This is a genomic window from Nocardioides sambongensis, from assembly GCF_006494815.1.
GTDB lineage: Bacteria > Actinomycetota > Actinomycetes > Propionibacteriales > Nocardioidaceae > Nocardioides > Nocardioides sambongensis.
In genome coordinates this window covers 1,132,934-1,159,513 of record NZ_CP041091.1, presented here as the reverse complement: position 1 = coordinate 1,159,513, position 26,580 = coordinate 1,132,934, and the positions used below count along the sequence as shown (strand labels likewise).

General features: G+C 71.7%; 28 protein-coding genes. 5 read left to right on the top strand and 23 right to left on the bottom strand.

The genetic code is table 11. The features are described 5' to 3' along the window. Positions 1-219: 219 nt before the first annotated feature. Genes kal through kdd form a run of 4 tightly spaced genes read right to left on the bottom strand, consistent with a single transcriptional unit; the run spans position 220 to position 4,090 of the window. Positions 220-639: a 3-aminobutyryl-CoA ammonia lyase gene (kal, locus tag FIV43_RS05400; RefSeq protein WP_141013308.1), complete on the bottom strand. Its 420-nt coding sequence runs from the start codon at positions 637-639 to the stop codon at positions 220-222. Between the two features lie 48 nt (positions 640-687). Then, on the bottom strand, positions 688-1,428 hold the full coding sequence (gene kamE / locus FIV43_RS05395) for a lysine 5,6-aminomutase subunit beta (RefSeq protein ID WP_141013307.1): 741 nt from the start codon (positions 1,426-1,428) through the stop codon (positions 688-690). After that, positions 1,425-3,023, bottom strand: a complete 1,599-nt coding sequence (gene kamD / locus FIV43_RS05390) for a lysine 5,6-aminomutase subunit alpha (protein ID WP_141013306.1) — start codon at positions 3,021-3,023, stop codon at positions 1,425-1,427. Before kamD ends, kamE begins: the two co-directional genes overlap by 4 nt. Further along, the gene (gene kdd / locus FIV43_RS05385) at positions 3,020-4,090 is read right to left on the bottom strand and encodes an L-erythro-3,5-diaminohexanoate dehydrogenase (protein WP_231123740.1); all 1,071 of its coding nucleotides are present in this window, start codon (positions 4,088-4,090) and stop codon (positions 3,020-3,022) included. The genes kamD and kdd overlap by 4 nt, the downstream gene beginning before the upstream one ends. 60 nt (positions 4,091-4,150) lie before the next feature. Between kdd and FIV43_RS05380 the strand changes: the two genes are divergently transcribed. The 4 genes from FIV43_RS05380 to FIV43_RS05365 all read left to right on the top strand — a co-directional run bounded on the left by FIV43_RS05380 (position 4,151) and on the right by FIV43_RS05365 (position 7,040). Beyond that, positions 4,151-5,623 (top strand): KamA family radical SAM protein, encoded by a 1,473-nt coding sequence (locus FIV43_RS05380; RefSeq protein ID WP_196780985.1) that lies wholly within the window; start codon positions 4,151-4,153, stop codon positions 5,621-5,623. A gap of 114 nt (positions 5,624-5,737) precedes the next feature. Next, on the top strand, positions 5,738-6,664 hold the full coding sequence (locus tag FIV43_RS05375) for a Rho termination factor N-terminal domain-containing protein (protein ID WP_141013305.1): 927 nt from the start codon (positions 5,738-5,740) through the stop codon (positions 6,662-6,664). Next, complete coding sequence (locus FIV43_RS05370) at positions 6,661-6,843, top strand: hypothetical protein (RefSeq protein WP_141013304.1); 183 nt, start codon at positions 6,661-6,663, stop codon at positions 6,841-6,843. The genes FIV43_RS05375 and FIV43_RS05370 overlap by 4 nt, the downstream gene beginning before the upstream one ends. Next, positions 6,840-7,040 carry a hypothetical protein gene (locus FIV43_RS05365; protein WP_141013303.1) on the top strand — a complete coding sequence of 67 codons (201 nt, stop codon included), beginning with the start codon at positions 6,840-6,842 and terminating at the stop codon, positions 7,038-7,040. The genes FIV43_RS05370 and FIV43_RS05365 overlap by 4 nt, the downstream gene beginning before the upstream one ends. A 300-nt stretch (positions 7,041-7,340) precedes the next feature. On the opposite strand, the gene FIV43_RS24040 is transcribed toward FIV43_RS05365, so the two are convergent. Together FIV43_RS24040 and FIV43_RS24035 are read right to left on the bottom strand one after the other, a co-directional pair. After that, entirely contained in the window at positions 7,341-7,475 is a 135-nt protein-coding gene (locus tag FIV43_RS24040) for a hypothetical protein (RefSeq protein ID WP_269204062.1), read from the bottom strand. Then, complete coding sequence (locus FIV43_RS24035) at positions 7,469-7,798, bottom strand: Lrp/AsnC family transcriptional regulator (protein WP_269204061.1); 330 nt, start codon at positions 7,796-7,798, stop codon at positions 7,469-7,471. Before FIV43_RS24035 ends, FIV43_RS24040 begins: the two co-directional genes overlap by 7 nt. 91 nt (positions 7,799-7,889) lie before the next feature. Here FIV43_RS24035 and FIV43_RS05355 point away from each other — a divergent pair, with 91 nt between their 5' ends. Then, positions 7,890-8,804, top strand: a complete 915-nt coding sequence (locus tag FIV43_RS05355) for a 5'-3' exonuclease (RefSeq protein WP_141015755.1) — start codon at positions 7,890-7,892, stop codon at positions 8,802-8,804. Between the two features lie 47 nt (positions 8,805-8,851). On the opposite strand, the gene FIV43_RS05350 is transcribed toward FIV43_RS05355, so the two are convergent. The 17 genes from FIV43_RS05350 to FIV43_RS21990 form a co-directional block, all read right to left on the bottom strand. Next, a complete protein-coding gene (locus FIV43_RS05350) occupies positions 8,852-11,713 on the bottom strand; it encodes a DEAD/DEAH box helicase (RefSeq protein ID WP_141013302.1) in 2,862 nt (953 codons plus the stop codon). After that, positions 11,710-12,591, bottom strand: a complete 882-nt coding sequence (locus tag FIV43_RS05345; RefSeq protein ID WP_231123738.1) for a diacylglycerol kinase — start codon at positions 12,589-12,591, stop codon at positions 11,710-11,712. Before FIV43_RS05345 ends, FIV43_RS05350 begins: the two co-directional genes overlap by 4 nt. Before the next feature lie 21 nt (positions 12,592-12,612). Next, on the bottom strand, positions 12,613-13,020 hold the full coding sequence (locus FIV43_RS05340; protein ID WP_141013301.1) for a hypothetical protein: 408 nt from the start codon (positions 13,018-13,020) through the stop codon (positions 12,613-12,615). Continuing rightward, positions 13,017-13,784: a twin-arginine translocase subunit TatC gene (tatC, locus tag FIV43_RS05335; protein WP_231123732.1), complete on the bottom strand. Its 768-nt coding sequence runs from the start codon at positions 13,782-13,784 to the stop codon at positions 13,017-13,019. The genes FIV43_RS05340 and tatC overlap by 4 nt, the downstream gene beginning before the upstream one ends. A 108-nt stretch (positions 13,785-13,892) precedes the next feature. Then, positions 13,893-14,171, bottom strand: coding sequence for a twin-arginine translocase TatA/TatE family subunit (gene tatA / locus FIV43_RS05330; RefSeq protein WP_141013299.1), 279 nt, complete (start codon positions 14,169-14,171; stop codon positions 13,893-13,895). Positions 14,172-14,219: 48 nt separating this feature from the next. Beyond that, the gene (locus tag FIV43_RS05325; RefSeq protein ID WP_141013298.1) at positions 14,220-15,251 is read right to left on the bottom strand and encodes a helix-turn-helix transcriptional regulator; all 1,032 of its coding nucleotides are present in this window, start codon (positions 15,249-15,251) and stop codon (positions 14,220-14,222) included. Further along, positions 15,248-16,210: a helix-turn-helix transcriptional regulator gene (locus tag FIV43_RS05320; RefSeq protein ID WP_141013297.1), complete on the bottom strand. Its 963-nt coding sequence runs from the start codon at positions 16,208-16,210 to the stop codon at positions 15,248-15,250. The genes FIV43_RS05325 and FIV43_RS05320 overlap by 4 nt, the downstream gene beginning before the upstream one ends. A 55-nt stretch (positions 16,211-16,265) precedes the next feature. Further along, on the bottom strand, positions 16,266-17,282 hold the full coding sequence (locus tag FIV43_RS05315) for an FKBP-type peptidyl-prolyl cis-trans isomerase (RefSeq protein ID WP_141013296.1): 1,017 nt from the start codon (positions 17,280-17,282) through the stop codon (positions 16,266-16,268). A gap of 63 nt (positions 17,283-17,345) precedes the next feature. Beyond that, positions 17,346-18,707: a Pup--protein ligase gene (pafA, locus tag FIV43_RS05310; RefSeq protein ID WP_141013295.1), complete on the bottom strand. Its 1,362-nt coding sequence runs from the start codon at positions 18,705-18,707 to the stop codon at positions 17,346-17,348. Positions 18,708-18,758: 51 nt separating this feature from the next. After that, positions 18,759-19,550 carry a proteasome subunit alpha gene (prcA, locus tag FIV43_RS05305; protein ID WP_141013294.1) on the bottom strand — a complete coding sequence of 264 codons (792 nt, stop codon included), beginning with the start codon at positions 19,548-19,550 and terminating at the stop codon, positions 18,759-18,761. Between the two features lies 1 nt (position 19,551). Next, complete coding sequence (gene prcB, locus FIV43_RS05300; RefSeq protein WP_141013293.1) at positions 19,552-20,415, bottom strand: proteasome subunit beta; 864 nt, start codon at positions 20,413-20,415, stop codon at positions 19,552-19,554. Continuing rightward, entirely contained in the window at positions 20,416-20,613 is a 198-nt protein-coding gene (locus FIV43_RS05295; protein WP_141013292.1) for a ubiquitin-like protein Pup, read from the bottom strand. A 103-nt stretch (positions 20,614-20,716) separates the two neighbouring features. Further along, complete coding sequence (dop, locus tag FIV43_RS05290; RefSeq protein ID WP_141013291.1) at positions 20,717-22,228, bottom strand: depupylase/deamidase Dop; 1,512 nt, start codon at positions 22,226-22,228, stop codon at positions 20,717-20,719. Between the two features lie 236 nt (positions 22,229-22,464). After that, on the bottom strand, positions 22,465-24,237 hold the full coding sequence (gene arc / locus FIV43_RS05285) for a proteasome ATPase (protein WP_181407687.1): 1,773 nt from the start codon (positions 24,235-24,237) through the stop codon (positions 22,465-22,467). A 117-nt stretch (positions 24,238-24,354) separates the two neighbouring features. Continuing rightward, complete coding sequence (locus FIV43_RS05280) at positions 24,355-25,341, bottom strand: tRNA (adenine-N1)-methyltransferase (protein ID WP_141013290.1); 987 nt, start codon at positions 25,339-25,341, stop codon at positions 24,355-24,357. A 61-nt stretch (positions 25,342-25,402) separates the two neighbouring features. Further along, complete coding sequence (locus tag FIV43_RS21995) at positions 25,403-26,134, bottom strand: site-2 protease family protein (RefSeq protein ID WP_231123709.1); 732 nt, start codon at positions 26,132-26,134, stop codon at positions 25,403-25,405. Continuing rightward, positions 26,101-26,544, bottom strand: coding sequence for a M50 family metallopeptidase (locus tag FIV43_RS21990; protein WP_231123708.1), 444 nt, complete (start codon positions 26,542-26,544; stop codon positions 26,101-26,103). Before FIV43_RS21990 ends, FIV43_RS21995 begins: the two co-directional genes overlap by 34 nt. Positions 26,545-26,580: the final 36 nt, after the last annotated feature.

Below are 26,580 nucleotides of genomic sequence, written 5' to 3'. Positions count from 1 at the left end.
CCCCGACCGCGGTCACTCGGACGGCGACCCACTGACCACGACCTACCTGAGCGATCGGTTCTGCACTCTGTCCAACCGAGGGTGCCCTGTCAACCGAACGATGACCTGCGAAAACGCCCGTCTGTGCAGGTCACAGCGGTGACGTGCGACCGGAGAATACCGAGATTTTTCCGGCTCCGACCGGCGTGTCGTGATGCGACGCGCCGACGCCGGATCGGCTCACGGCACGACGACCGTGCCGAGGGCGGTCGTGGCCACCAACGGCGGTGAGATCGCGACCGCGCGTCCGGGCTGGTCGGCACGCACATCACCGCGTGCGACGACCTCCAGGACGAAGCGGATCCGGCGAGAGCGGCGGCCCGCGCCGACCAGCTCCGCCCGCGCCTCGACCACGTCGCCGGCACGGACCGGGGCGAGGAACTGCACGTCGTCGTAGGACGCGAAGAGGCCCTCGTCGCCGTCGGTGAGGATGCACAGCTCGGTCGCGGCGTCGCCGAAGAGCCCGAGCCCGTATGCGCCGTCGACCAGGCCCCCGGCGTAGTGGGCGTGGCCGTGGGCGACGTAGCAGCGGTGCCGGACGACGGTGCCCAGCCGTGGGTCGTCACCGGGTGGCGGAGGGGAAGGCGTTGGATCGGGCATCGGGAGCTCCGTGGTCGAGGGCGATCGGGCGGGCGGTGAGGCGACGGATCAGGCGGCGAGGCGTTCGCCGACGCGATGGACCAGGAACGAGGCCACCTCACCCGGAGTGGTGCCGCGGCCGAAGATCCGGTCGACGCCGAGCGCACCGGCCATGGTCGGATCGAACCGGGGTCCGCCGACGACCAGCAGAGGGCGCCGTTCGGCGGCGAAGGCCTCCCGGAACGCCGCGGACATCTCCCGGGTGTTGAGCAGGTGGGCGTCGCGCTGGGTGACCACCTGCGACACCAGGACCGCGTCGGCGTGGAGCGCCACGGCGGCCTCGACCAGGTCGGGCACCGACACCTGAGCACCGAGGTTGTGTACGTCGATCTCGCGGTAGTACTCCAACCCCTTCTCCCCCGCGAAGCCCTTGATGTTGAGGATCGCGTCGATCCCGACGGTGTGCGCGTCGGTGCCGATGCAGGCGCCGACCACCACCAGGCGCCGCTGCAGCGACGCCTTGATCGTGGCGTTGGCCTCCTTCGGGGTCAGCAGGGGGAAGTCCCGTTCGACCACCTCCACCTCCGCCGGGTCGACCAGGTGGTTGCAGCGGCCGTAGACGACGAAGAAGGTGTGCCCGGGACCCAGCGGGCGGGCGTGCACGACCAGCGCCGGGTCGATCCCCATCGATCCGGCGAGCCGGGCGGCGGCGCCCTCCGCGCGAGGTGAGTGGGCGATCGGCAGCGTGAAGCTGACCTGCACCATGCCGTCACCGGTGGTGTCGCCGTAGGGCCTGATCGGTCCGGTCACCGGGAGACCTCCGCTGGACTCGTGCGGGCGTCGAGCGCCTCGATGGCGGGGTTGACGTAGTCGTCGCTGCGGCGGGTCACCCCGTCCAGCCCGCGCCCGCCGTCGGCGGGCCGGCGCATCAGGCCGAAGGTGCCCTCGGCGATGGCGTCCAGCAGGCCGTCGTCGGCGATCCGGGCGAGCAGGTCGATGCTCTCGGCGAGCACCTGCCGTGCGCGCTCGGCGATGAAGCCGTCCGGGGCCGGGTGGAAGTCCTCCCCCAGCGCGCCGGCGGCGTCCAGGACGTACCGGACGTTCTGCAGGGCGAGGTCGCGGTCGGAGAGCCACGGGGTGACCACGGCCTCGGTCATCATCCCGACCAGGAGGATCCCCTGGCCGGTCAGCGCCCCGGCCAGGTTGAAGAAGCCGTCGAGCAGGTGCCCGCGGAACACGTCGCCGGTCATGTGCCGGGTCGGCGGCATCCACTTCAGCGGGGCGTCCGGGAAGAGCTCCCGGGCGAGCAGGGCGTGCGCGAGCTCGAGGCGGAAGCTGTCGGGCAGGTCGGGATCGATCTCGAAGGCGTGTCCGAGGCCGAGCTGCCAGTCCTCGAGCCCGGCCTCCTTGGCGAAGTACTCGTTGAGCAGCTGGCTGGTGGTCACCGTGTGTGCCGCCTCCACCGCGTCGGCGGTGGTGAGGTAGTTGTCCTCGCCGGTGTTGATGATGATCCCGGCGTGCGCGTGGACCTGCCGGCTGAACCGCTGGTCGACGAAGGTGCGCACCGGGTTGATGTCGCGGAACAGGATCCCGTACATCGAGTCGTTCAGCATCATGTCGAGCCGCTGCTGACCGGCCAGCACAGCGATCTCCGGCATGCACAGGCCGCTGGCGTAGTTGGTCAGCCGCACGTAGCGGCCGAGCTCCGCGCTGGTCTCGTCGAGGGCCGCGCGCATCAGCCGGAAGTTCTCCGCGGTGGCGTAGGTGCCGGCGAACCCCTCCCGGGTTGCCCCCTCGGGCACGAAGTCGAGCAGGCTCTGGCCGGTGCTGCGGATCACCGCGATCACGTCGGCCCCCTCGCGGGCGGCCTGCTGCGCCTGCGGGATGTCCTCGTAGATGTCGCCGGTGGCGACGATCAGGTAGATCCACGGGGTGCGCGGCGGCCCGCCGTGGAGCTCGAGGAGCCGCTCGCGCTCGGTCCGCTGCTGCTCGATCCCGGCCAGTCCCCCGCCCACCTGGGACCGGGCCGCGGCGACGGCGCGCCTCCGGTCGGCTCCGGTGGGGTGCCGGAAGCGCACGGACCCGGCGGCGGCCTTCTGGGCCAAGGTGACCAGGTCCTCCGCCTCCCCGCGGACCAGCGCGTCCCACACCGGTACGGCGAGTCCGCCGGCCAGCGCCTCGGGCAGGTCGGCACGCACCGCGTCGGCCAGCCGGTTCACCCACGGCGTGCCGTCGGGGTCGGCGCCGGTCAGCCCGGCGAGCCGCAGCACGGCGCGCTCCACCGAGACGGTGGTGTGGGAGCGGGCGAGATCCACGATCGGGCGTCCGGCCCGGGCGGCGAGGTCACGGGCCCGGGCCACGGTGGCCGGGTCGAGCCGGAGCTTGTCGTGGGTCGGGGTGCTCATCGGGCCTCGATGAGTGTCCGCAGGTCCGGCTCCGCGCGGACGAGGTCGAGGGCCAGTTGCGCGTGCCCGGGGACGAAGCCGTTGCCGATCAGCATGGTGATGTCGGCGGCGAGCCCCTCGGCGCCCAGGGCGGCGGCAGCGAAGTCGGTCGCCATCGAGAAGAAGATCACCGTGCCGCCCTCGGCGGTCGACAGCACCGCGCCGTGCTCGCAGCCCGGGACGTCGACGCAGACCACGGTCACGTCGCCGGGCCCGCCGGCCGCGGTCACCGCGTCGCGCAGCGCCACCGGATTCCGGGCGTCGGCGACCACCACCTCGTCGGCCAGCCCGGTGCGCGCCAGGCGGTCGGCCTCCTCCTGCGTCGGCACGACGCCGATCCGGCGATCGGCCAGGTCGCGGCCCGCGGCGAGGCTGAGCGAGCCCGACTTGCCTCCGCCGCCGATCACGACCAGGCAGCCGCCGGGGCTCTGGCCCAGCACGCGTCGTACCAGTGCGGGAGCGCCGCAGACGTCGAGCACCGCGAGGGAGAGCTCCTCGGGGAGGTCGTCGGGCAGCGGCGCGGCGATCGAGCGGCCGAACAGGATGGCGTGTCCGCTGGCGGGCACCTGCTCGCCGCGCCCGTCCCACCGGTGCAGACCGTCGGTGATCCGCAGCGGTGTGAGGGTCAGCGAGACCAGGGTGGCGATCCGCTGTCCCACCTCCAGCCCGAGCGGCGAGGACCGACCCACCTCGGCGACCGTGCCGATCAGCATGCCGCCCGACCCGGTGACCGGGTTCTGCATCTTCCCGCGTGCCTCGACGATGTCCAGCACAGCGGCACGCAGCGCCTCGACGTCGGTGCTTCCCGCAGCGGTCCGATGGGCCTCGCGGAGCTGGCGGAACGAGGCCGCGTCGAGGTTCAGCCGCTCCACGTCCACGCGGACCTCGTCGGGGCCGATCGCGGCGCTCGCATCGAGCACGTCGGCGGCCTGGGGCAGCACGCCCCGCGGAGCCAGCACCCGGTGCAGCCCGGTCGGGTCGGGCGCGGTTGCGGTCGCGCCTGACAGTTCTGTGAAATCGAGAGACACCAGGAAATCCTCCGGCCAACAGGCGTTGACGATCAAGATTGTCCGTCTAGCATGGCACTCATGTCCCTCACGTCACAACCGTTCGCGACGACGGCGGGTCCCGCCCACCAGCCCTACCGCTACCAGCAGCGCCCACTGGTCGAGCCGGACTGGCGCCGGTTTCCCGGCTGGCGGGAGGTGACGGCCGCCGAGTGGGCGTCGGTCCAGTGGCAGCGCGCGCACTGCGTGAAGAACGTGCGCCAGCTGCGCGAGGTGCTCGGCGACCTGGTCGACGAGACCTTCTTCGCCGACCTGGAGCGGGACCAGGCCGAGCGGGCCACGATGTCGATGCTGCTGCCCCCGCAGATGCTGAACACGATGGCTTCGGCCGAGGAGCCGGCCGGCGCCGGGTCCCTCACCGCGGCGTTCTACGCCGACCCGGTGCGGCACTACATGCTCCCGGTCTTCTCCGACCGACGCACCGACTGGCCCTCGCACCCGCACGCCTCGCGGGACTCGTTGCACGAGCACGACATGTGGGTCGCCGAGGGGTTGACCCACCGCTACCCCACCAAGGTGCTCGCCGAGCTCCTGCCGACCTGCCCGCAGTACTGCGGGCACTGCACCCGGATGGACCTGGTCGGGAACTCCACCCCGGCGGTCGCCAAGCTCAAGTTCGTCGGCAAGCCGGTCGACCGGCACACCGCCATGCTGGACTACCTGCGCCGGACCCCGACGGTGCGGGACGTGGTGGTCTCCGGTGGCGATGTGGCCAACATGCCCTGGCCCCGGCTCGAGGCGTTCTTGGACGGCCTGATGGAGGTCGACACGATCCGCGACATCCGCCTGGCCACCAAGGCGCTGATCGGACTCCCGCAGCACTGGTCCCAGCCCGACGTCGTGGAGGGCGTGGCACGCGTCGCCGCGACAGCGCGCGCACGGGGCGTGTCCCTCGCCGTGCACACCCACGCCAACCACGCCGCGTCGATCACTCCGGCGGTCGCCGCCGCGGCCGGTGGACTGCTCGACGCCGGCCTGCGCGACGTACGCAACCAGGGCGTCCTCCTGGAGGGTGTCAACGCCGACCCGCACGCGCTGCTGGACCTCTCCTTCGCGCTGCTCGACGGCGCCCGGATCATGCCCTACTACCTCTACATGTGCGACATGATCCCGTTCGCCGAGCACTGGCGGGTCTCGGTCGGCAAGGCACAGCACCTGCAGCACCAGATCATGGGGTACCTCCCCGGCTACGCAACTCCGCGGATCGTGTGCGACGTGCCCTTCGTCGGGAAGCGGTGGGTACACCAGGTCGCCGGCTACGACACCGAGCGCGGGATCAGCACCTGGACCAAGAACTACCTGACCTCGATCGAGGCCGACGACCCCGACGCGCTGACCCGGACCTACGAGTACTTCGACCCGATCCACACCCTGCCCGAGTCGGGTCGGTGGTGGTGGGCCCGCAACGCCGACGCCGGGCCGTCGCTGCCCGAGGCCGCCGGCATGACGCCGGGGACGGGTGCCACGCGCTTCGACGTCGCGACCACGTCGTAGCGCTCCCTGCGCTGCGTAGCCCGGGAATGGGTGCTTCCACATCGGGTACGGCGCAGTGTGGCGTGAGTCACACGCTACCGCCTGTCGGAGACGGGCGCAGCGAAGGGAGCACCCATGAGCGAGAACCGGTCCCACGGACTGATCACGACGCTCTCGACCGGGCTGAAGGAGGTGCCGCGGAACGCGTCCTGGCTGGTCGGCAAGGCCTTCTCGCCCGGGTCGCCGACGAGCAACGGCTCCCCCACGGCGGGCTTGCTCGACGGCGTGCGGAGCGCGCGAGCATCGGTGGAGGACGCACTCAACGGACAGGACTCCGTCGAGACGCGACTCAGGCGCGCGCAGGCAGCCGCCGAGGCGGCGCAGGCGGCAGAGCACGAAGCACTGGAGTCCGCGCAGCAGGCGCGTGACGCGGCCGAGGCCGCGAACAACCTCGCGGAGGACGAGAAGGCGCGCCTGGCACGGGTGAGGGAGGACGGCCGCGTCGCCGTCGAGCAGTGCGTGGCGAAGGCGCGCAGCGAGGCTGACGCGCGCGTCGAGAGTGAACGAGCGGCCGCACAGCAGCGTGCGGATGCCGCGCTCGAGGAGGAGGAACACGCCGCTGCCGAGCGCGTCGAGGAGGCCCGCCGGGCCGCCTCGCGGGCGCAGGAGGAAGCGGAGGACCGTTATCGAACCGCGTCCGAGCGACTGGCCGAGGCGCGCCAGCGGGCCGACGAGGCGGCCGAGGCCGCGGACCAGGCCGCCGCCCTGGCGCGGGCCCAGGCCGACCAGGTCGCGCAGGACGCGCACCGGGACGCCGAGAGTGCCGAGGCCGCGGTGGCCCGCGCGGAGGCGGTGCGCACCACCACGGCGCGCACTGCCGCCGAGGTCGCCCACAGCAGGTCCGACCGTACGACGCCGGGTCGGTTGGCCGACATGACCAAGGCGGAGCTCTTGGATCTGGCCGCGGCCGAGGGCGTCGTGGGGCGCGGGTCGATGAACAAGAAGGAGCTCGTCACCGCGATCAACCGCCGCGGAGCCCAGCTCCGGAAGGCGTCGTCATGAGCGCGATCGGTCGCCTCCTGCACAAGGAGACGGTGCCCGAGAAGGCCGTCCGGGCGTGGTCCGACCTGCCGCTGCGCAAGCTGGCAGCCACCGGGGTCACCGCCGCGACGACGGTGCTGGCGGTCTCGGCGGCCAGCGCCATGACCAGCGCCCTGCGTCGCCGTGCGGAGCGGACGTGAGGCTCACCACCATCGGGGCGGTCGGCATCGCCTACGTGATCGGCGCGCGAGCGGGGAGGGAACGCTATGAGCAGATCCGCGCCGCGGCGCAGACGGTGGCGAGGCGAATGGAGTCGTACGGCGAGGACGGATCACTGGCGACGCGGGTCGACGGCTGGTGGAACCACGCCACGACTGCGGCCCGACGCGACGAGTGATCTCTCGGGCGGCGTCCTCGTCTCCGCCCAGCTGTTGGGGAGGCTGCTCGGGATCCGGCTGCTACGGATCGACGCGACGGTGTCGATCGCGCCTGCGCGGGTCGTCGGACGCTCCGCAGGCCCGCTCCCGGGGCCGACCCCGAGGACGCCTCCGGCACTCCCGGCGGCCGGCCCCCGGCGGCACGCGTCCGGCACCTCGGTCGGAGTCGAGCTCGCCGAGGCCGCGTCGGTGCTGCGGCAGTGCGCGCAGCTGCACGAGCGCGGGGATGCTGCTGCGGATCCGCTCCCCCCGGGGAGGCGTCAGTGCGTGACCGGACGGTTCTCGTAGTACGTGGAGAGCACGATGGTGGTACGGGTGGAGACGTTGGCGGCTGAGCGGATCCGGGCGAGCAGGTCCTCCAGCTCGACCGGCTTCCCGACGCGCACCTTCAGCACGTAGGACTCCTCTCCGGCCACCGACCAGCAGGACTCGATCTCCTTGATCCCTCGAGCCGTTCCGGGCAGTCGTCCGGCTGGGAGGGGTCGATCGGGCGGATCGAGATGAAGGCGGTCAGGGGGAGGCCGATCTCCGCGTGGTTGACGGTGGCGCCGTAGCCGAGGATCAGGCCGCGGCGCTCGAGGCGCTTGACCCGCTGGTGGACCGCTGAGGTGGACAGCCCGGTGGCCCGCCCCAGGTCGGTGTAGGACATCCGCCCGTCGGTGGCGAGCAGCGCGAGGATCTGTCGATCGATCGACTCGACCGGTACGGGCTCGCTCACCCGGCACACCCTAGGGCATCCAGCGCCTCGGGCACGGGGCGTCCACACGGCGGCCCCGGGCACTACGGTGGCGTGCGTGACCTCACGACTGATGCTGCTGGACACCGCGAGCATGTACTTCCGGGCCTTCTTCGGGGCTCCGGAGATCCCGGCGCCCGACGGCACCAACGTCAACGCCGTGCGCGGCCTGCTCGACTACATCTCCCGACTGGTCGAGCAGTACCGGCCCAGCCACCTGGTCTGCTGCTGGGACGACGACTGGCGTCCGCAGTGGCGCGTCGACCTGATCCCCAGCTACAAGGCGCACCGGGTGGTCGAGGTGGTGGCGAGCGGGCCCGACGTCGAGGAGGTCCCGGACCCGCTGGAGGTCCAGGTCCCGATCATCCGCGAGGTGCTGTCGGCCTTCGGGATCGCCGTCGTCGGGGCCGAGGGCTACGAGGCCGACGACGTGATCGGGACCCTGGCCACCGGCGCCGGGATGCCGGTCGACGTGGTCACCGGCGACCGCGACCTCTTCCAGCTGGTCGACGACGCGGCGGGGGTGCGGATCCTCTACATCGGCCGGGGCGTCGGACGCCACGAACGGGTCGACGAGGAGTGGGTGAGCGCCAAGTACGGCGTCACCGCCGGGCAGTACGCCGACTTCGCCACCCTGCGCGGCGACGCCTCCGACGGCCTGCCGGGGGTCAAGGGGGTCGGCGAGAAGACCGCGGCCTCCCTGCTCACCCAGTACGACGACCTGGCCGGCGTACGCGCCGCCGGGGCCGACCCCGCCAGCAGCCTCGGCCCCGCGGTCCGACGCCGCCTCGCCGAGGCCGCCGACTACCTCGACGTGGCGCCCCGCGTGGTCGCCGTCGCCCGTGACATCGACCTGGACCGTGGTGCGCTCGCGTTGCCCGCCGCCCCGGTCGACGCGGAGCGACTCGACGAGCTGGCCGAGCGCTGGGGACTCGCCACCCCGGTGTCACGGCTGGCCGGCGTGCTGGCCGCCAACGCCGCAGACTAGTCGCCCCGAACCGCCTCCCCCGCGACGATCTAGTCCCCGGCGACGATCTAGTCCCCGGCGACGATCCCTCGCCGCAGCGCGTCGACGCACTTGCGGGCCACGTCCCGCACCGGTGTGCCGGCCGCGGCGTCGGCGAGCTGCCCGGTGAAGTCGACGAGCTGCTTCATCTGGCGGACGAAGTCGCCGGCGGTCAGGTCGGCCCGGGTGAGCACCTCGTCCAGTGGCTGACCGTCGGCCCACCGGTAGGCGGTCCACGCGAAGCCCGGGTCGGGTCGCCGCAGGAAGTCGAGCCGGTGGTCGCGCTCGAGCGACTCCAGCTGGGCCCACAGCCGGACCAGTGCGTCGATGCGCACCTGCACCTGGCCGCCGGGCACCGGCGGCGGAGCCTCGTCAGGACGCCGGGCCTCGTAGACCAGGCTCGAGACCACGGCCGCGAACTGCGGTGGCGTGAGGTCGTCCAGCATCCCGGTGCGCAGCGCTTCGGCCGCGACCAGGTCGAGCTCGGAGTAGATCCGCATCAGACCGCGACCGCGGTCGGTCACGGCGTCCTGGCCGGTGCTGTCCGGACCGGCCGACTCCAGGTAGCCGAGCGCCTCGAGCACGTCGCAGACCCGGTCGAAGGTGCGGGCCACGGTGTTGGTGCGCCGTTCCACGCGGCGCGCCAGGGTCGCGGTGTCCCTTTCCAGCTTGAACCACCGTTCGGCCCAGCGGGCATGGTCCTCCCGCTCCGGGCAGTCGTGGCACGGGTGCGCGCGGATCCGGTCGCGGAGCGCCTTGATCTCCTCGGCGGCGGCGCTGTCCGGCGCCACCTTCTCCAGCCGGGGGCGGGTCACCGAGTGCGGCAGTGAGCGGACCGCCTCCTTGACCGCCTGGGCCAGGTCCTTGCGCTGGTGCGGGTTGCGCGGATCGACCTTCTTGGGGAGCTTGATCCGCGCCACCGGCTCCACCGGCACCGGGAAGTCGGGGGCCGCCAGTCGCCGCCCCTGCTTCTGGGTGGTGATCACCAGGGGCCGGTGCCCGTGCTCGGACAGACCCGGGTCGAGCACCACCGCGGGGCCGGCGAACTTGCCGGCCGGCACCACGATCACGTCGCCGCGCTGCAGCCGCTCGAGCGAGGCCAGCGCCTCGGTCCTCCGGTCGGTACGACGGTTGCGGCTGGCCTCCTTCTCCTTCTCGCCGACCTGGCGCCGCAGGCCGGCGTACTCCATGAAGTCGCCCCGGTCGCAGGTGGCGGCGTCGGCGTATCCCTCGAGGGCGTCCTCGGCCTTGCGGAGCTGTCGCGCCAGCCCGACCACCGCCCGATCGGCCTGGAACTGGGCGAAGGACTGTTCCAGCAGCTCCCGGGCCCGGTGCCGCCCGTAGGAGTGCACCAGGTTGACCGCCATGTTGTAGGAGGGGCGGAAGGAGGACCGCAGCGGGTAGGTCCGGGTGGAGGCGAGGCCGGCGAGCTCGCGGGGGTTCATCCCCGGCTGCCACAGCACCACCGCGTGGCCCTCGATGTCGAGCCCGCGACGGCCCGCGCGGCCGGTGAGCTGGGTGTACTCCCCCGGGGTGATGTCGGCGTGGGTCTCGCCGTTCCACTTGGTGAGCTTCTCCAGCACCACGGTGCGCGCGGGCATGTTGATGCCCAGCGCCAGGGTCTCGGTGGCGAACACGACCTTCACCAGTCCGCGCAGGTACAGCGCCTCGACGCACTGCTTGAACGCCGGCAGCATCCCGGCGTGGTGGGCGGCCACGCCACGGCTCACCGCGTCCAGGAAGTCGTGGTAGCCGAGCACCTCCAGATCGGCGCCGGGGAGTCGGCCGACGGTGTTCTCGACGTAGGCGATCGCCTCGTCACGCTCCTCGGGGCTGGTCAGTCGCAGGTTCGCGGCGACGCACTGCTCGACCGCCGCGTCGCAGGCGGCGCGGGAGAAGATGAACACGATCGCGGGCAGCATCCGTTGCCGCTCCAGCCGGTCGATCACGTCGGGACGGGACGGGATCCACACTCGCCGGCCGTTGCCGACGGCGCGCGGGTTCGAGCGCCGGTCGCCGCCGCCCCTCGTGCTCGACGGGCCCGGACGCCCCTGCCCCTTGCGTGAGGAGCGGCGGTCGCGCATCAGCCGGCTGCTGGCCCAGTCGTCGCGGGCGATCCGCATCAGCTCGTCGTTGACCGGTGCTCCTTCGCGGACGAAGCCCGCGGCGGCGTCCACGTCCGAGGAGGCGAACAGGTCCAGCAGGCGCCGGCCGACCATCACGTGCTGGTAGAGCGGCACCGGCCGGCGTTCGGCCACGATCGTGGTGGTGGAGCCGCGCACCGTCTCCAACCACTCGCCGAACTCCTCGGCGTTGGAGACGGTGGCGGACAGTGAGATCACGGCCACCGACTCCGGGAGGTGGATGATCACCTCCTCCCAGACCGCCCCACGGGAACGGTCGGCGAGGTAGTGCACCTCGTCCATCACCACGAAGCCGAGCCCGACCAGTGTCCGGGAGCGGGCGTAGAGCATGTTGCGCAGCACCTCGGTGGTCATCACCACGACCGGCGCCTCACCGTTGACCGTGGTGTCGCCGGTGAGCAGTCCGACCCGGTCGGCGCCGTAACGCTCGACCAGGTCGGCGTACTTCTGGTTGGACAGCGCCTTGATCGGGGTGGTGTAGAAGCACTTGCGCCCCGTCGCCAGGGCCAGGTGGACGGCGAACTCGCCGACCACCGTCTTGCCGGCACCGGTGGGGGCGGCGACCAGCACCCCGTTGCCGTCCTCGACCTCCTGGCACGCCTGCACCTGGAAGTCGTCGAGCCCGAAGCGGTATCCGTCGGCGAAGTCGTGGAACACCGGGTGACGGGCACGCCGGCGCGCGGCGGCGTAGCGGGAGGCGGCGTCACCGGCCTCGCCGGTGGAGACGGGGGTCTCGTGGTCGGTCATGCCAGCACCCTCACAGCATCGGGGACGGATTCGACGGTCAACGGGAGCGCCCCGAACCGCTCCCCGTCGGCATAGCCGACCACACCCGGGGCCGCCACCGTCACCCGGCGGACCCGGTGGTGCTCGTACGCCGGGTGGTGGACGTGCCCGCCGGTGAACAGCTTCGGGTAGGTCCGCACGAGACCCATCTTGCTGAGCGGGTGGATGACCACCACGTCCAGCAGCCCGTCGTGCAGGTCCGCGCCGTCGGTGATCCGCAGGCCGCCGCCGAACGACGGGCCGTTGCCGACCGCGACCAGCATCGCGGAGAGTCGTCGTGGCACGCCGTCCAGCTCGAGCACGTAGGGAAGCGGGGAGAAGGTGCGCAGCTCGGCGAGGGTGGCCAGGTTGTAGCGCATCTGGCCCCGCGGCCAGCGCATCGCGTTGGCACGCTCGTTGACCACCGCGTCGAAACCCGCCGCGAGCACGGTGACGAACCAGCGGTCGCCGATCCGTGCCAGGTCGAGCGAGCGTGGCTCGGCGCAGAGCAGGCGGTGTGCGGCCGCAGCGCCGTCGCTGCGAGGAAGGTCCAGGTAGCGCGCGACGTCGTTGCCGGTCCCGGCCGGCAGCAGGCCCAACGGCACGTCGGTGCCCGCGACCGCCTGCAGCGCCAGGTTCACCAGGCCGTCACCGCCGCAGACGACCAGCGCCTGCGCACCTGCCTGCACCGCGGTGCGCGCGAGGTGAGCGGCCTCGGCCGCGTCACGCCCCTCCACCGATCGCACCGTCCACCCGGCCCCGCGCAACCGAGGGACGGCGTCGTCGCGGATCCGGCGGGCGCGGCCCTTGCCCGCCACCGGGTTGGTCAGGACGACGACGTCCCGGATCGCTGGAGCCACGCGCTCCACACTAGTGGCGGGTCAGTGACCGGCGCGGAGCCGGATCACGAACCGCTCACGCGGGGCGCCGACCGCCTGCGCGAACCGGCCGATCGCCTCCAGGACACCGTCGGCGGTGTGCCGCACCGTGGGGATGGCGAGCGTGAGGCGGTCGCCGCCGCGGAGCAGGTGCACCTGGCCCAGCCGCCAGGCCTGATGGGTCGCGTGGCGGGTCGGCTCGTCGACCACCGGACGCGGGCAGGCGACGTCTGCGGCGAGCAGGTCGCAGGCGATCTCGGTGCCGTCGTTGTCGTCGCGCAGCACACCCACCAGCAGCGGCTCGCTGAAGGCGCAGCCGGCCGACCAGGTGATGTCGTCGGTGCCGATCCACTCCGGCAGGTCGAACGGGTCGACCGGCTCCCACCGGGCGGAGGGCCCGGCCGCCGTCACAGGGGGCTCATCTCGTCCGGCGAGAGCCCGGCGTTGATCCGGCCCCGATCGCGCCGGCGGTCGTTGTAACGGGCGATCACCTCCGAGATCACGAACAGCAGGATCATCGGGCCGGCCATGAAGCACATCGTGAACGGGTCGGCCGAGGGTGTCGCGGCAGCGGCGAAGACGAACGTGCCGACGATGATCCACGGCCGGTAGGCGGCCAGCGTCCTGCCCTTCACCACACCGGCCAGGTTGAGCATCACCACGAAGACCGGGATCTCGAACGCGATGCCGAACACCAGCAGGGTGCGACTGAAGAAGGAGAGGTAGTCGTTGAAGTCGACCAGGTTCAGCAGCTCGTCGCGGTTGAACCCGATCAGGATCTCCAGACCCTTGGGCAGGGTCAGGTAGCCGAGCAGCACGCCCGCCAGGAACAGCGGACCGGCGATCGAGACGAAGATCCGGGTCCAACGGCGCTCGTTGGCGTGCAGCCCGGGCAGGATGAACGCCCAGATCTGGTAGAGCCAGAACGGGCTGGTGGCGATCAGCGAGGTGAGACCGCAGAGCTTCAGGTAGAGCATCAGCGGCCCGCCGACGCCGTTGGTCGTGGCCTGGGTGTTGTCCGCGCCCAACGCGTCCTGCGCCGAGGTGTAGGGACCTTCGACGAGCGCGAAGATCGGGTCGAAGAAGATCAGGGCGACGACGAAGCCGACGGTGAGCGCGAGGGCGCTCTTCAGGATCCGCGCACGCAACTCGCGCAGATGGTCGGAGAGGGCCATCCGCCCGTCGTCACCGACGGGGTGGACCGGACGACCGACGAAGAGCTGGACGACTCCGGACAGGGACATTCAGGCTGGGCCGCGTGGATCGGGCAGGTTGAGCGCCGGTCAGCCGGCGTTCGTGTCCCGACGCGGCTCGACGATCTCGCCCTCGGCGGGCTCCTCGCCACCCTCCAGCTCGGCGGTGCGGTCGGGGTTCTGCTCGGTGTCGTCCTCGTCGCGCAGACCCTTGGTCTCCGCCTTGAAGATGCGCAGCGCCTGACCGGTGCCGCGAGCGAGGTCGGGGAGCTTGGCGGCGCCGAACACCAGAACCACGATCGCCAGGATCACCAGCCACTCGGCGCCCTGGGGCATACCGATGAGGGAGACGGGGCTCGGGATCGACATGGGGACCAACTCTCGGTTATCGACGACGACGTTGTGCAGACCTCACGGTCAGGACTCCATCGTACGCTCCCGCTGGGCGTAGAGGTCCAACGTCCGCCGTGCACTCGCCGTGAAAGTCTCGATGAACTCCTGGGGTGCCAGCACCTCTGCCCCCGGCGCCAGCCGCAGCAGCAGCCGATCCAGCCACTGCGGGTCGGAGATCCGCAGGTCCACCTCGACCGAGCCGTCCGACGCGGGGCGGACCGCCTCCACCGGGTAGTAGTCGGTGGCCCAGCTCGCCTCCGGGGTGAGCCGGAGGGTGGCCAGCACCCCGCCCTCGCTCCCCCGAGCCGCGAAGGCCCCGTCGCTGACGTCGCGTGGGGCACGCCGTGGCGTGGTCCGGGTGCTGTCCAGCACCGTGGCCGCGGTGATGCGGTCCAACCGGAACAGGCGGTCGGCGTCGGCCAGGTGGCACCAGGCGTCCAGATAGCTGAACCGGCCGCTGGTCACCACGCCGTGCGGGTCGACCACGCGCTCGGAGAGCTCGTCGCGGGAGGGCACGTGGTAGGTGAGCCGGACCTGACGATCCTCCTCGGCGGCCCGCTGCAGCCGCGCCGCCAGCGTCACCACGGCGGCCTCTCCGGGCGCCGTCGCCACGCTCAGCCGCCGGACCTCGGTGCCCGCCGCCACCGCCACCTCGAGCTTGGCCAGCACCCGGTCGACCAGCGCGGCCACCTCCGGCGCGGAGCCCGCGCGCAGCGTGTGCAGCGCCACGATCACCGCCGACGCCTCGGTCGGGCTGAGCCGCAGCGGGCGGGAGAGGTAGTCGGCGTTCTCCACCCGGATCAGCCCGTCGGCCAGCGGGCCGCCCTCGGCCGTCTCCAGCGCGTCCAGGTCGACGTCGATCAGGTCGTCGGGAAGCCCGCCGGGCAGGCCGCACATGAACAGCACCCGGAGGTCGCCGAGCACCTGCTCCGGCGTCGTCCCGAGCAGGTCGGCGGCCTCGCCGAGGCGGACCCGGGAGCGCTGGTGCAGCAACGGCACCAGGGTGAGCAGCCGTGCCACCTGGTCCCGTGCGCCCGGAGCGGCACGGGTGGTCATCCGACCACCGCGCTCAGCCTGCGGACGATCTGCGCACGCAGCCGTTCGGGCTCGACCAGGACCACGTCGGGACCGTGGTAGAGCACCTCGTCGACCAGGCCACGGGACGGCCGGTCGAGCTCGATCCGGTCCCAGTCGCGGCGCCCGTCCGGTCCCTCGACGCCGGCCCTCACCCCGACCGCGCGCCGCCGGAAGCTGTGCCCGGTGTCGGGCCGGGCCAGCAGGACCGCGCGCTGCGCGCCGGGCTCGGGGGCCAGCCGGCGGATCGTCTCGCGCAGGTCGGTGTCCGGCGGTACGTCGTACGCGTGCGGGGGGCCGGAGCGCCGTACCGTGCCGCTGACCCGGTCGAGCCGGAAGACGCGCTCCGCGGCGCGGTCGACGTCGTACCCGACGAGGTACCAGCGCCCGGAGCTGCGCACCACGCCCCAGGGCTGCACGTGACGTCGGCGCGCCTGCGCCTCGTCGGGACGGCGGTAGTCGAACCGGATGGCGGTCCGCTCGCACACCGCCTGCCAGCAGGGCGCGAACGCCGGCTCGTCGGCCACCATCCGGGGTGGGGTGATGTCGAGCGGAGCCAGGTCGACGGCGACGCCGGCGGCGGAGAGCTTGCGCACCGCGTCCGTCGTCGCCTGGGCCATCGTGGCGTGCTCCCACACCCGACTGGCGAGGGCGACCACCGAGGCCTCCTCGGCGGTCAGCGTCACCTCCGGCAGGGCGAAGTCGTCGGCCGGGATCCGATAGCCGAGCTCGTCGTCGAAGTAGGGGTCGACCGGCGCGACCTGGATGGGTACGCCGAGCCCGCGCAACTCGTCCTTGTCGCGCTCGAACATCTTCTCGAACGCCTCGTCGGCGGAGTCCGGGTACAGCAGCTCCCGGATCCGCTCCTTGGGGACCGGTCGCCGCTGGACGAGCAGCATGATGAGCAGATTGAGCAGACGCTCGCTCTTCGCGGCGGGCATGACCCGATTCTGCCCGACCCGGGCCGCTCGGCGCTGCCGACTTTCCGGGTGCGGCTCAGGCCACGCCGAGCACGTCGACCACGAAGTACAGGGTCGAGTTCCCGGGGATGTCCTCACCCTGGGCCTTCTTGCCGTAGCCGAGGCTCGGCGGGATCTCGATCAGCACCCGGCTGCCGACGGCGACGCCCTCCAGGCCCTGGCTCCAGCCGTCGATGACCGGGGTGGCGGTCGAGGTGAACTGCTCGACGTCCTTGCCGACCAGCGCGCCCAGCGTGCGATCGGAGCTGAAGCTCTCGTCGAAGGGCTTGTCGCCCTGGTAGACCTGCCCGAGGTAGTCGACCACCGCGGCGGTCCCGGCCTCCACGACCGGCCCGTCGCCCTGGATCAGGGTGGCGACCTGCAGCTTGCCGCTCGGCTCCGGGGTGCCGGTGAAGTCCAGCGAGCTGGGCACGCCCTTCTTCTCCACAATGGCCGGCGCCCAGGACGGCGCCTTCTTCGCCTTGCCGTCGGGGCCGTCGGCGACCACGCCGTTCACGTCCGCGACCAGCACCAGGCCGTCCTGGTTGCCGATGTCGTAGTCGGTGAACGCGGTCGCGTAGTCGGGGAAGGCCTCGTCGACGCCGACGGTGACCGCGATCCGGGTGCCGACGGTGGTGCCCTCGGTGACGAAGTCGCCCACGTAGTCGGCGAAGAGGTCGCCGACCGCCTGGGGCTCGGCCGCCTCGCCGCCGATGTCCAGGGTGAAGCCCGGCAGCGTGTCGCTGTAGGTATCCAGGGCGATGTCCTCGGAGAAGCCGTTCGCGACGGTCAGGTTGACCAGCGCCTGGTCGCCGTCGGCGAGCTCGTCGCCCTCGCCCTCGATCAGCACGTCCTCCTCGGCCTCCCCCGAGACCAGCCGGTCGGAGAAGTCGAACTCGGGCGTGGTGCCGAAGTCGCCGGAGACGGTCACGGCGTCGAATCCCTCAGCCCCCTCCGAAGGCTCGTCACCGCAGGCGGCGAGCCCCAGAGCGAGGGTCGGCACGAGCACGAGAGCGGCCGGACGGGTCAGGAAGCGAGAGCGGTGGTCGAGCACGCGGAAACCTTACCGAGCAGGCCCGAACGTCCGGACCCGACCCGGTAGGTGGTCAGGATGCGGTCACATCCCGTCGATCAGGCGCTGCACCCGCTCGTCCTGGGCGCGGAACGGATCCTTGCAGAGGACCGTGCGCTGCGCCTGGTCGTTGAGCTTGAGATGGACCCAGTCGACGGTGAAGTCGCGCCGGCGCTCCTGGGCGGTGCGGATGAACTCACCGCGCAGCCGGGCCCGGGTGTTCTGCGGCGGGACCGACTTCGCCTCGAAGATCTTGAGGTCGTTGGTGACCCGCGCGACCGCGCCGCGCTTCTCGAGCAGGTAGTACAGGCCGCGTCCGCGGTGGATGTCGTGGTACGCCAGATCGAGCTGGGCCACCCGCGGGTGGCTCAGCGGCAGCCCGTGCTTGGCCCGGTAGCGATCGATCAGCTTCCACTTGATCACCCAGTCGATCTCGCGGTCGACCAGACCCAGGTCGTCGGACTCCACCGCCTTCAGCCCGCGCTCCCACAGGTCGAGCGCACGCTCGATGGTCGGCGTGGAGATGCCACGGCGATCGACGAAGTCGCGGGCCTTGGAGAGGTACTCGGCCTGGATCTCCAGCGCGCTGGCCTCACGACCGTTGGCGAGCCGGACCTTCCGCTGACCGGTCACGTCGTGGGAGATCTCCCGGATGGCCCGGATCGGGTTCTCCAGGGTGAGGTCGCGCATCACCACGCCCTCCTCGATCATCCGCAGCACCAGGTCGCAGGAGGCGACCTTGAGCAGCGTGGTCGTCTCGCTCATGTTGGAGTCGCCGACGATCACGTGCAGCCGCCGGTACTTCTCGGCGTCGGCGTGCGGCTCGTCGCGGGTGTTGATGATCGGGCGGGACCGGGTGGTCGCGCTGGAGACGCCCTCCCAGATGTGCTCGGCCCGCTGGCTCACCGAGTACGACGTGCCCCGCGGCGTCTGGATCACCTTGCCGGCCCCGACGATGATCTGTCGGGTCACCAGGAACGGGATCAGCACGTCCGCCAGTCGGCTGAACTCCCCGGCGCGGCCGACCAGGTAGTTCTCGTGGCAACCGTAGGAGTTGCCGGCGGAGTCGGTGTTGTTCTTGAACAGGTAGATGTCGCCGGTGATGCCCTCGTCGCGCAGTCGTTGCTCCGCGTCGATCAGCAGCCCCTCGAGGACCCGCTCCCCCGCCTTGTCGTGGGTGACCAGGTCGACGACGTCGTCGCACTCCGGCGTCGCGTACTCCGGGTGGCTGCCGACATCGAGGTAGAGCCGGGCGCCGTTGCGGAGGAAGACGTTGCTGGAGCGCCCCCAGCTGACCACCTTGCGGAAGAGGTAGCGCGCCACCTCGTCGGGTGAGAGACGTCGCTGCCCCTGGAAGGTGCAGGTGACGCCGTACTCGTTCTCGATCCCGAAGATCCGGCGGTCCATGCACCAACCCTAGACCCGTGGCGGTGGCCGCGGGTGGGGAAACACCGGGGCTCAGACCGGCGGGGCCACCGGTGGTTCGTCGTCGCCGCCCTCGGGCGCCGGCGGCGCGTCCGCGGTGACCGGCTCCGCGGCGTGTCGGGGGGTGCCCCTGGCGCCCAGCAGCTCGGCGACCCGCGCCGGCAGGATCCGGGCGAACTTGCGAGGCTGGACCCGGGTGCGGTCGAGCACGGCCACCTCCAGGTCCTCCACCGGGATCACCCGGTCCTCGCTGGTGGAGTGGCCCAGGGCGGCGACCGCCACCTGCAACGCCTGGTCGAGCGTGGCGCCGGCGGCGTAGTGCTCGGTCAGGTAGGCGACGACGGTCTCGGCGTCGCCACCCATCACCGCGAAGCCGTGCTCGTCGGCCACGCGCCCCTCGTAGGTGAGCCGGTAGATCTGGTCGTCCTCGGCCGTGTCACCGATCTCGGCGACGAAGATCTCCACCTCGTAGGGCTTCTCGCCGCCACTGGAGAAGATCGTGCCGAGGGTCTGCGCGTAGGCGTTGGCCAGGCCGCGTCCGGTCACGTCCCGTCGGTCGTAGGCGTAGCCGCGCATGTCGGCGAGGCGCACGCCGGCGATGCGCAGGTTCTCGAACTCGTTGTAGCGCCCGACCGCCGCGAAGGCGAGCCGGTCGTAGAGCTCGGAGACCTTGTGCAGCGCCTGCGAGGGGTTCTCGGTCACCAGCAGCACGCCGTCGGCGTACTGCACGGCGGCCAGGGAGCGGCCGCGGGCGATGCCCTTCCGGGCGAAGTCCGCCCGGTCCTTCATCAGCTGCTCGGGCGAGACGTAGAAGGGGGTGCTCATCTCAGGCCTCCTCCCCCGCGTTGCCGGCATCGGGTCCGTCCAGCGGGGCCAGCGGTCCGTCGGGGCGGACCATCCGGCCGCCGACCACCTGGTCGGCCAGCGCCCCGATCTCGGCCTCGTCGACCCGGACCCCGCCCGCGGCGGTGACGACCCGGACCACCGGGAAGATCCGCCGGGTCAGGTCGGGCCCACCGGTGGCGGAGTCGTCGTCGGCGGCGTCGTAGAGCGCCTGGAGGCAGACGCTGACGGCCTCGGTGCGGGTCAGGTCGGGACGGTAGAGCTTCTTCAGGGCGCCGCGGGCGAACAGCGAGCCCGACCCGACGGTGAAGAACGACGCCTCCTCGTGGCGTCCTCCGGTCACGTCGTAGCCGAAGATCCGTCCGATGCCGCGTGCCGTGTCGTATCCGGCGAACATCGGCACCACGGCGAGCCCCTGCATCGCCATACCGAGGTTGCCGCGGATCAGCGCGGAGAGCCGGTTGGCCTTGCCGTCCAGGGAGAGGACGGTGCCCTCGATCTTCTCGTAGTGCTCGAGCTCGACCTGGAAGAGGCGGACCATCTCCACCGCCAGGCCGGCGGTGCCGGCGATGCCGACCACCGAGTGCTCGTCGGCCGGGAACACCTTCTCGATGTCGCGCTGGGCGATCACGTTGCCCATCGTCGCCCGCCGGTCGCCGGCCATCACCAGGCCGCCCGGGAAGGTCACCGCCACGATGGTGGTGCCGTGAGGGGCGAGGTGGTCGTGGTCGCCGGCGGGCAGTTCACGCCGCGACGGCAGCAGGTCGGGCGCGTTCTCGGCGACGAAGTCGTTGAACGATGAAGTGCCCGGGCGCAGGTACGCGGCCGGGATGCGGGCGTCGGACAACTACTCGCCGCCCTTCTGGATGAACGACTTCACGAAGTCCTCCGCGTTGGACTCCAGCACGTCGTCGATCTCGTCCAGGATCGCGTCGACGTCCTCGTCCAGGGCCTCCTTGCGCTCGGCGACATCGGTCTCCGGAGCGACCTCCTCGGTCGTCTCCTCCTCGTTGCCCTTGCGCGGCTGCTTCTGCTCCTGCGACATGTCACAGAGCCTATCCAGACTGCGGTCGCCGGTGGGGTGGTTACGCGCTGAGCGGACGGTGTACGTCGCCGGGATCGACGACTGTCCGCGACTCAGGAGCGACTCAGGAGCGGCTGAGGGTGTGTACCAGGTCGGCGGCCGACGCGCTGGCGTCGATCAGGTCGCCCACGTGCGCCTTGCTGCCCCGCAACGGGTCGGTGGTCGGCACGCGCTGCAGCGACTCCTTGCCGGGGATGTCGAAGATCACCGAGTCCCACGACGCGGCGGCGATCTGGTCGGCGTACTTGGCCAGGCAGCGTCCTCGGAAGTAGGCGCGGGTCTGGCTGGGGGGCTCGGTCACCGCGGCGGCGACGTCGTCGTCGGTGAGCAGCCGCTGCAGTCGGCCGCCGGCGACCAGGCGGTGGTAGAGGCCCTTCTCCGGACGGATGTCGCTGTACTGGAGGTCGATCAGCTGGAGCTTGGCGTCGTCCCACGCCAGCCCGTCGCGCTGCCGGTACTGCTCGAGCAGGCGCAGCTTGGCCAGCCAGTCCAGCTGGTCGGCCAGGGACATCGGGTCGCGCTCCAGGCGGTCGAGGACGTCCTCCCAGCGGGCCAGCACGTCCGCCGTCTGCGGGTCGACGTCGCTGCCCAGGCGGTCCTCGACGTACTTCTTGGCCAGGTCGAGGTACTCCATCTGGAGCTGCACCGCGGTGAGCCGCCGTCCGTCGGCGAGGGTCACCAGGTGCTGCAGGGAGGGGTCGTGGGAGACCGCGCGGAGGGCCGCCACCGGGCCGTCGACGGTGAGGTCGCGGGTGATGAACCGGTCCTCGATCATGGCCAGCACCAGCGACGTGGTGCCGATCTTGAGGTAGCCGGAGATCTCGGAGAGGTTGGCGTCACCGATGATCACGTGCAGGCGCCGGTACTTGTCGGGGTCGGCGTGCGGCTCGTCGCGGGTGTTGATGATCGGGCGCTTCAGCGTGGTCTCCAGGCCCACCTCGACCTCGAAGAAGTCGCTGCGCTGGCTTAGCTGGAACCCGACGCCCCGGCCGTCCTGCCCGGTCCCCACGCGACCGGCGCCGGTGACCACCTGGCGGCTGACGAAGAAGGGGGTGAGGTGTTTGACGATGTCGGCGAAGGGCGTCGATCGCCGCATCAGGAAGTTCTCGTGGGCGCCGTAGGAGGCGCCCTTGTTGTCGGTGTTGTTCTTGTAGAGCGTGATCCGGGGGTTGCCGGGCAGCTGCTCGGCCAGGCGGGCGGCGTCCAGCATGACCAGCTCCCCCGCCTTCTCCCACCGCACCACGTCCAGCGGGGTGACCACCTCGGGCGTGGAGTACTCCGGGTGCGCGTGGTCCACGTAGAGGCGGGCGCCGTTGGTCAGGATGACGTTGGCCAGCCCGAGGTCCTCGTCGGTGAGCTGCGTCGGATCGGCGACCTGCCGCGCCATGTCGAAGCCGCGGGCGTCGCGCAGCGGCGACTCCTCCTCGAAGTCCCAGCGCGCCCGCCGGGCGCGGACGGTCGCCGAGGCGTAGGCGTTGACGACCTGGGACGACGCGACCATCGGGTTCGCCGAGGGCTGGCCCGCCACGGTGATGCCGTACTCGACCTCGGAGCCCATCACCCGGCGAACAGTCATGGGTCGAGCGTAGCCCGCTGCCCCATCGGCCCGGGAACGACGGCGGGCGGCGGGTCGGAGATCCCGACCGGCGCCGCCCGCGTGCTGGCTGAGGTGAGGCTCAGCGGTTCTTCGCGACCTTGAACGCCAGGGCGCCGAGGCCGGCAACGAGCGCGATGAGCAGAACCTTCTTCATGGGGAATCCTCCAGTGGTCGGTTGCGGGACGGGTTGCCCGCGACATCTCGATTCAATCAGGTCACAGGTACTGACCGGTGTCCGACACGGTGTCGATCGAACGACCGGGCTCGGTCCCCTGCTTCCCGGTGACCAGGGTACGGATGAACACGATGCGCTCACCCTTCTTCCCCGAGATGCGGGCCCAGTCGTCCGGGTTCGTGGTGTTCGGGAGGTCCTCGTTCTCCTTGAACTCGTCGACGCAGGCCTGCAGGAGGTGCGAGACGCGCAGGCCCTTCTGGCGGTGCTCGATGAAGTCCTTGATCGCCATCTTCTTCGCGCGGTCGACGATGTTCTGGATCATCGCGCCGGAGTTGAAGTCCTTGAAGTACAGGACCTCCTTGTCCCCGTTGGCGTAGGTCACCTCCAGGAACCGGTTCTCCTCGGTCTCCGCGTACATCCGCTCCACGGTCGCCCGGATCATCCCGGCCGTGCAGGCATCCCGGTCGCCGGAGAACTCGGCGAGGTCCTCGGGGTGCAGCGGCAGCCGGGAGGTCAGGTACTTGCTGAAGATGTCGCGTGCGGACTCCGCGTCGGGCCGCTCGATCTTGATCTTCACGTCCAAACGTCCCGGCCTCAGGATCGCCGGGTCGATCATGTCCTCGCGGTTCGAGGCGCCGATGACCAGCACGTTCTCCAGGGTCTCCACACCGTCGATCTCGCTGAGCAGCTGCGGGACGATGGTGTTCTCCACGTCGGAGGAGACCCCGGAACCGCGGGTGCGGAACAGCGAGTCCATCTCGTCGAAGAAGACGATCACCGGCGTGCCCAGGCTGGCCTTCTCCCGGGCCCGCTGGAAGACCAGGCGGATGTGCCGCTCGGTCTCGCCGACGTACTTGTTGAGCAGCTCGGGGCCCTTGATGTTGAGGAAGTAGGACTTCCCCTCGGTCCCGGTCCTGGCTGCGACCTTCTTCGCGAGGCTGTTGGCGACCGCCTTGGCGATCAGCGTCTTGCCGCATCCGGGCGGTCCGTAGAGCAGGATGCCCTTCGGCGGCTTCAGCTCGTGCTCGTCGAAGAGCTCGGGATAGAGGTAGGGCAGCTCGACGGCGTCCTGGATCATCTCGATCTGGTTGCCCAGACCGCCGATCGAGGCGTAGGCGATGTCCGGGACCTCCTCGAGGACCAGCTCCTCGACCTCGGACTTCGGCACCCGCTCGTAGACGTAGCCGGCCCGGGAGTCGAGCAGCAGCGAGTCGCCCGCACGCAGCGTCTCGCCGAGCAGCGGCTCGGCCAGCCGGACCACCTTCTCCTCGTCGGCGCCGGCGATGACCAGGACGCGCTCGGCGTCGGCGAGCACCTCCTTGAGCATCACGACCTCGCCGACGGTCTCGTAGTCGAAGGCCGCGACGACGTTGAGCGCCTCGTTGAGCATCACCTCCTGCCCGCGGCTCAGCTCGTCCAGCTCGACGTTGGGGCTCACCGTGACCCGCAGCTTGCGCCCGCCGGTGAAGACGTCGACGGTGTCGTCGTCGTTGCGAGCGAGGAAGGTGCCGAAGCCGGCCGGCGGCTGCGCCAGCCGGTCGACCTCCTCCTTGAGCTTCATGATCTGGTCGCGCGCCTCGCGCAGCGTGGAGGCCAACCGCTCGTTCTGCGCGGTGACCGCGGCCAGCGAGCGCTGGGTCTCGGCGAGCCGGAGCTCGACCGACCTGGCGCCCTGTCCGGGGGCGTCCTGGAGCCGCCGACGCAGCTCGTCGACCTCGCCTTCCAGGAAGCCCATCTGCTCCGCGAGCTCCTCCCGGGACATCGCGTCCCGGCCCTGCCTGCCTGCTGTGCTGCCTTCACCCATGGTCGACATCGCCCAACACCTCCTCAGACGATCCCGACCCTACTCGGCCGGGTGTTGCCGTGGGTCGCGATCTCGCGGTCGGCGCGTCACGATTGCGTTGCGTGGGTGGTCACCCCGCGCGCGGCCTCACTCGGCAGGCATCTCCGGTACGCCGGCGGGCCGGGGACCCGCGTAGTCGGGTCCGTAGGCGCCCGGGGCCGGACGCCTCTTCTTCAGCGGTGCCCGCTCGCCGGGGGCCATCCGTCGAGCGGTGACCAGGAAGGCCGTGTGCCCGATCATCTTGTGGCCGGGCCGGACGGCCAGGCCCTCCACGTGCCAGTCCCGGACCAGCGACTCCCAGGCCTGGGGCTCGGTGAAGCCACCGTGCACCCGGACCGTCTCGACGAACCGGGAGAGCTGGGTGGTCGTCGCCACGTAGGCGCACAGGATGCCGCCGGGCAGCAGCGCGTCAGCGGCGGCGCCGAGGCACTCCCACGGCGCCAGCATGTCCAGGATGATCCGGTCGCACCGCTCGCCGGAGACCGGCAGCTGCTCGGCGAGGTCGCCCAGGGTGAGCGACCAGGCCGGATGGGTCTCGCCCTCGGGCGCGCCGAAGAACTGGGAGACGTTGCGGCGGGCGACGTCGGCGAACTCCTCGCGGCGCTCGAAGGAGGAGACCCGGCCGTAGGGGCCCACGGCCCGCAGCAGCGAGCAGGTCAGGGCACCGGAGCCAACCCCGGCCTCGACCACGTGGGCACCCGGGAAGATGTCGGCCATCGCGACGATCTGCGCGGCGTCCTTGGGGTAGACCACGGCGGCCCCGCGCGGCATGGACACCACGTACTCCGAGAGGAGCGGGCGGAAGACCAGGTACTCGCCACCGGCCGAGGAAGTGACGGTGAAGCCCTCCTCGCGCCCGATCAGCGTGTCGTGGTCCAGGTGCCCCTTGTTGGAGAAGAACCGCTTGCCGGCGACCAGCTCGAAGTTGTGCTTGCGGCCCTTGCCGTCCACCAGCCGCACCCACTCCCCCTCGCGGAGCGGGCCGCGGTGGACACCGGACCAGGCCTGCGCGGGGACGTCGCCGCCGGGGTGTCCGGACTCGGGGTGCTGGGGGTCGTCGGAGCCGTTCGTCACCGGCGCAATCTATCGGGCCGCCCGGAGATCGGCCGATTCCGGCCGGTGGCACCGGCAGGGCTCAGCGGCGCGCCTGCACCACCCGGACCAGGTCCGCGGCCGACAGCACGCCGGCGACGGCGCCCGCGGCGTCGACCAGCACGTACTCCGAGGCGGGGTGGGTGCGCAACGCCTCGATCAACTCCTCACCGGAGCTGGTCATCGGGAGGGTCAGGCCCGGCGTCAGCGACCGGGCCACCCCGGACACCGGCAGCCACGGCGCCCGGTGCTGCGGCACCGCCTGCGCGGCTCGCTCGTCGACCACCCCGACCGGGCGTCCCTCGGGAGTGACGGTGACCAGGCTGCGCGCGGACACCTCCTCGGCACGACGCAGCGCCTCGGCCAGCGCCAGGTCCTCCGGTACGGCGAGGGTGCGCCGGGCCAGGTCACCGGCCACGATCCGGCCGATGCGCTCCTTCACCTTGGCGACCCGCAGCGCCTGCGAGGCGCCCATCCAGAGGAAGATCGCGACGACCGCTCCGAGCAGCGGGCTGATCGCTCCGACGCTCGTCCCGACCCCTTGGGCCAGCGCGACCGACCAGGCGGCGACACCGATCGCGACCACCCGGCCGGACCACCCGGCGACCAGGCTCCCGGTGTGCGCGGTCCCCGAGACCGCCCACACCCCGGCCTTGAGCACGCGGCCGCCGTCCAGCGGCAGCCCGGGCACCAGGTTCAGCACGCCGATCAGCAGGTTGGTGCCGGCCAGGCCCTCGACCATCAGCAGCAACAGCCCCTCGGGGTGACGAACCACAGCGCGAGCGCCGCGCCGCCCACCGCCAGTGAGGTGATCGGGCCGACCACGGCGATCCAGAACTCCTGGGCGGGACGCCGCGCCTCGCCGTCGATCTCGGTGGCGCCGCCGAGGAAGTGCAGGGTGATGGAGCGGATCCGGAAGCCGTAGCGGCGGGCGACCACGGCGTGCGAGGCCTCGTGCAGCAGGATCGCACCGTAGAGGACCACGGCGAACAGCACGCCGACGACGTACTTCATCGGGCCCAGGCCGGGCTCGATCTGCTCGACCCGGGGCGCCATCAGCACGGCGATCAGGCCGGCCACCAGGAACCAGGTGCTCGAGACGAGCACGTCGCTGCCCGCGATGGACCCGACGCGGAACATGCCGCGCGGCACCGGCGGGCGCGGGGACGGCGCGGAGTCAGACACGTGTTCGAGGCTATCCGGCGGGCCGAGGTCGATCTG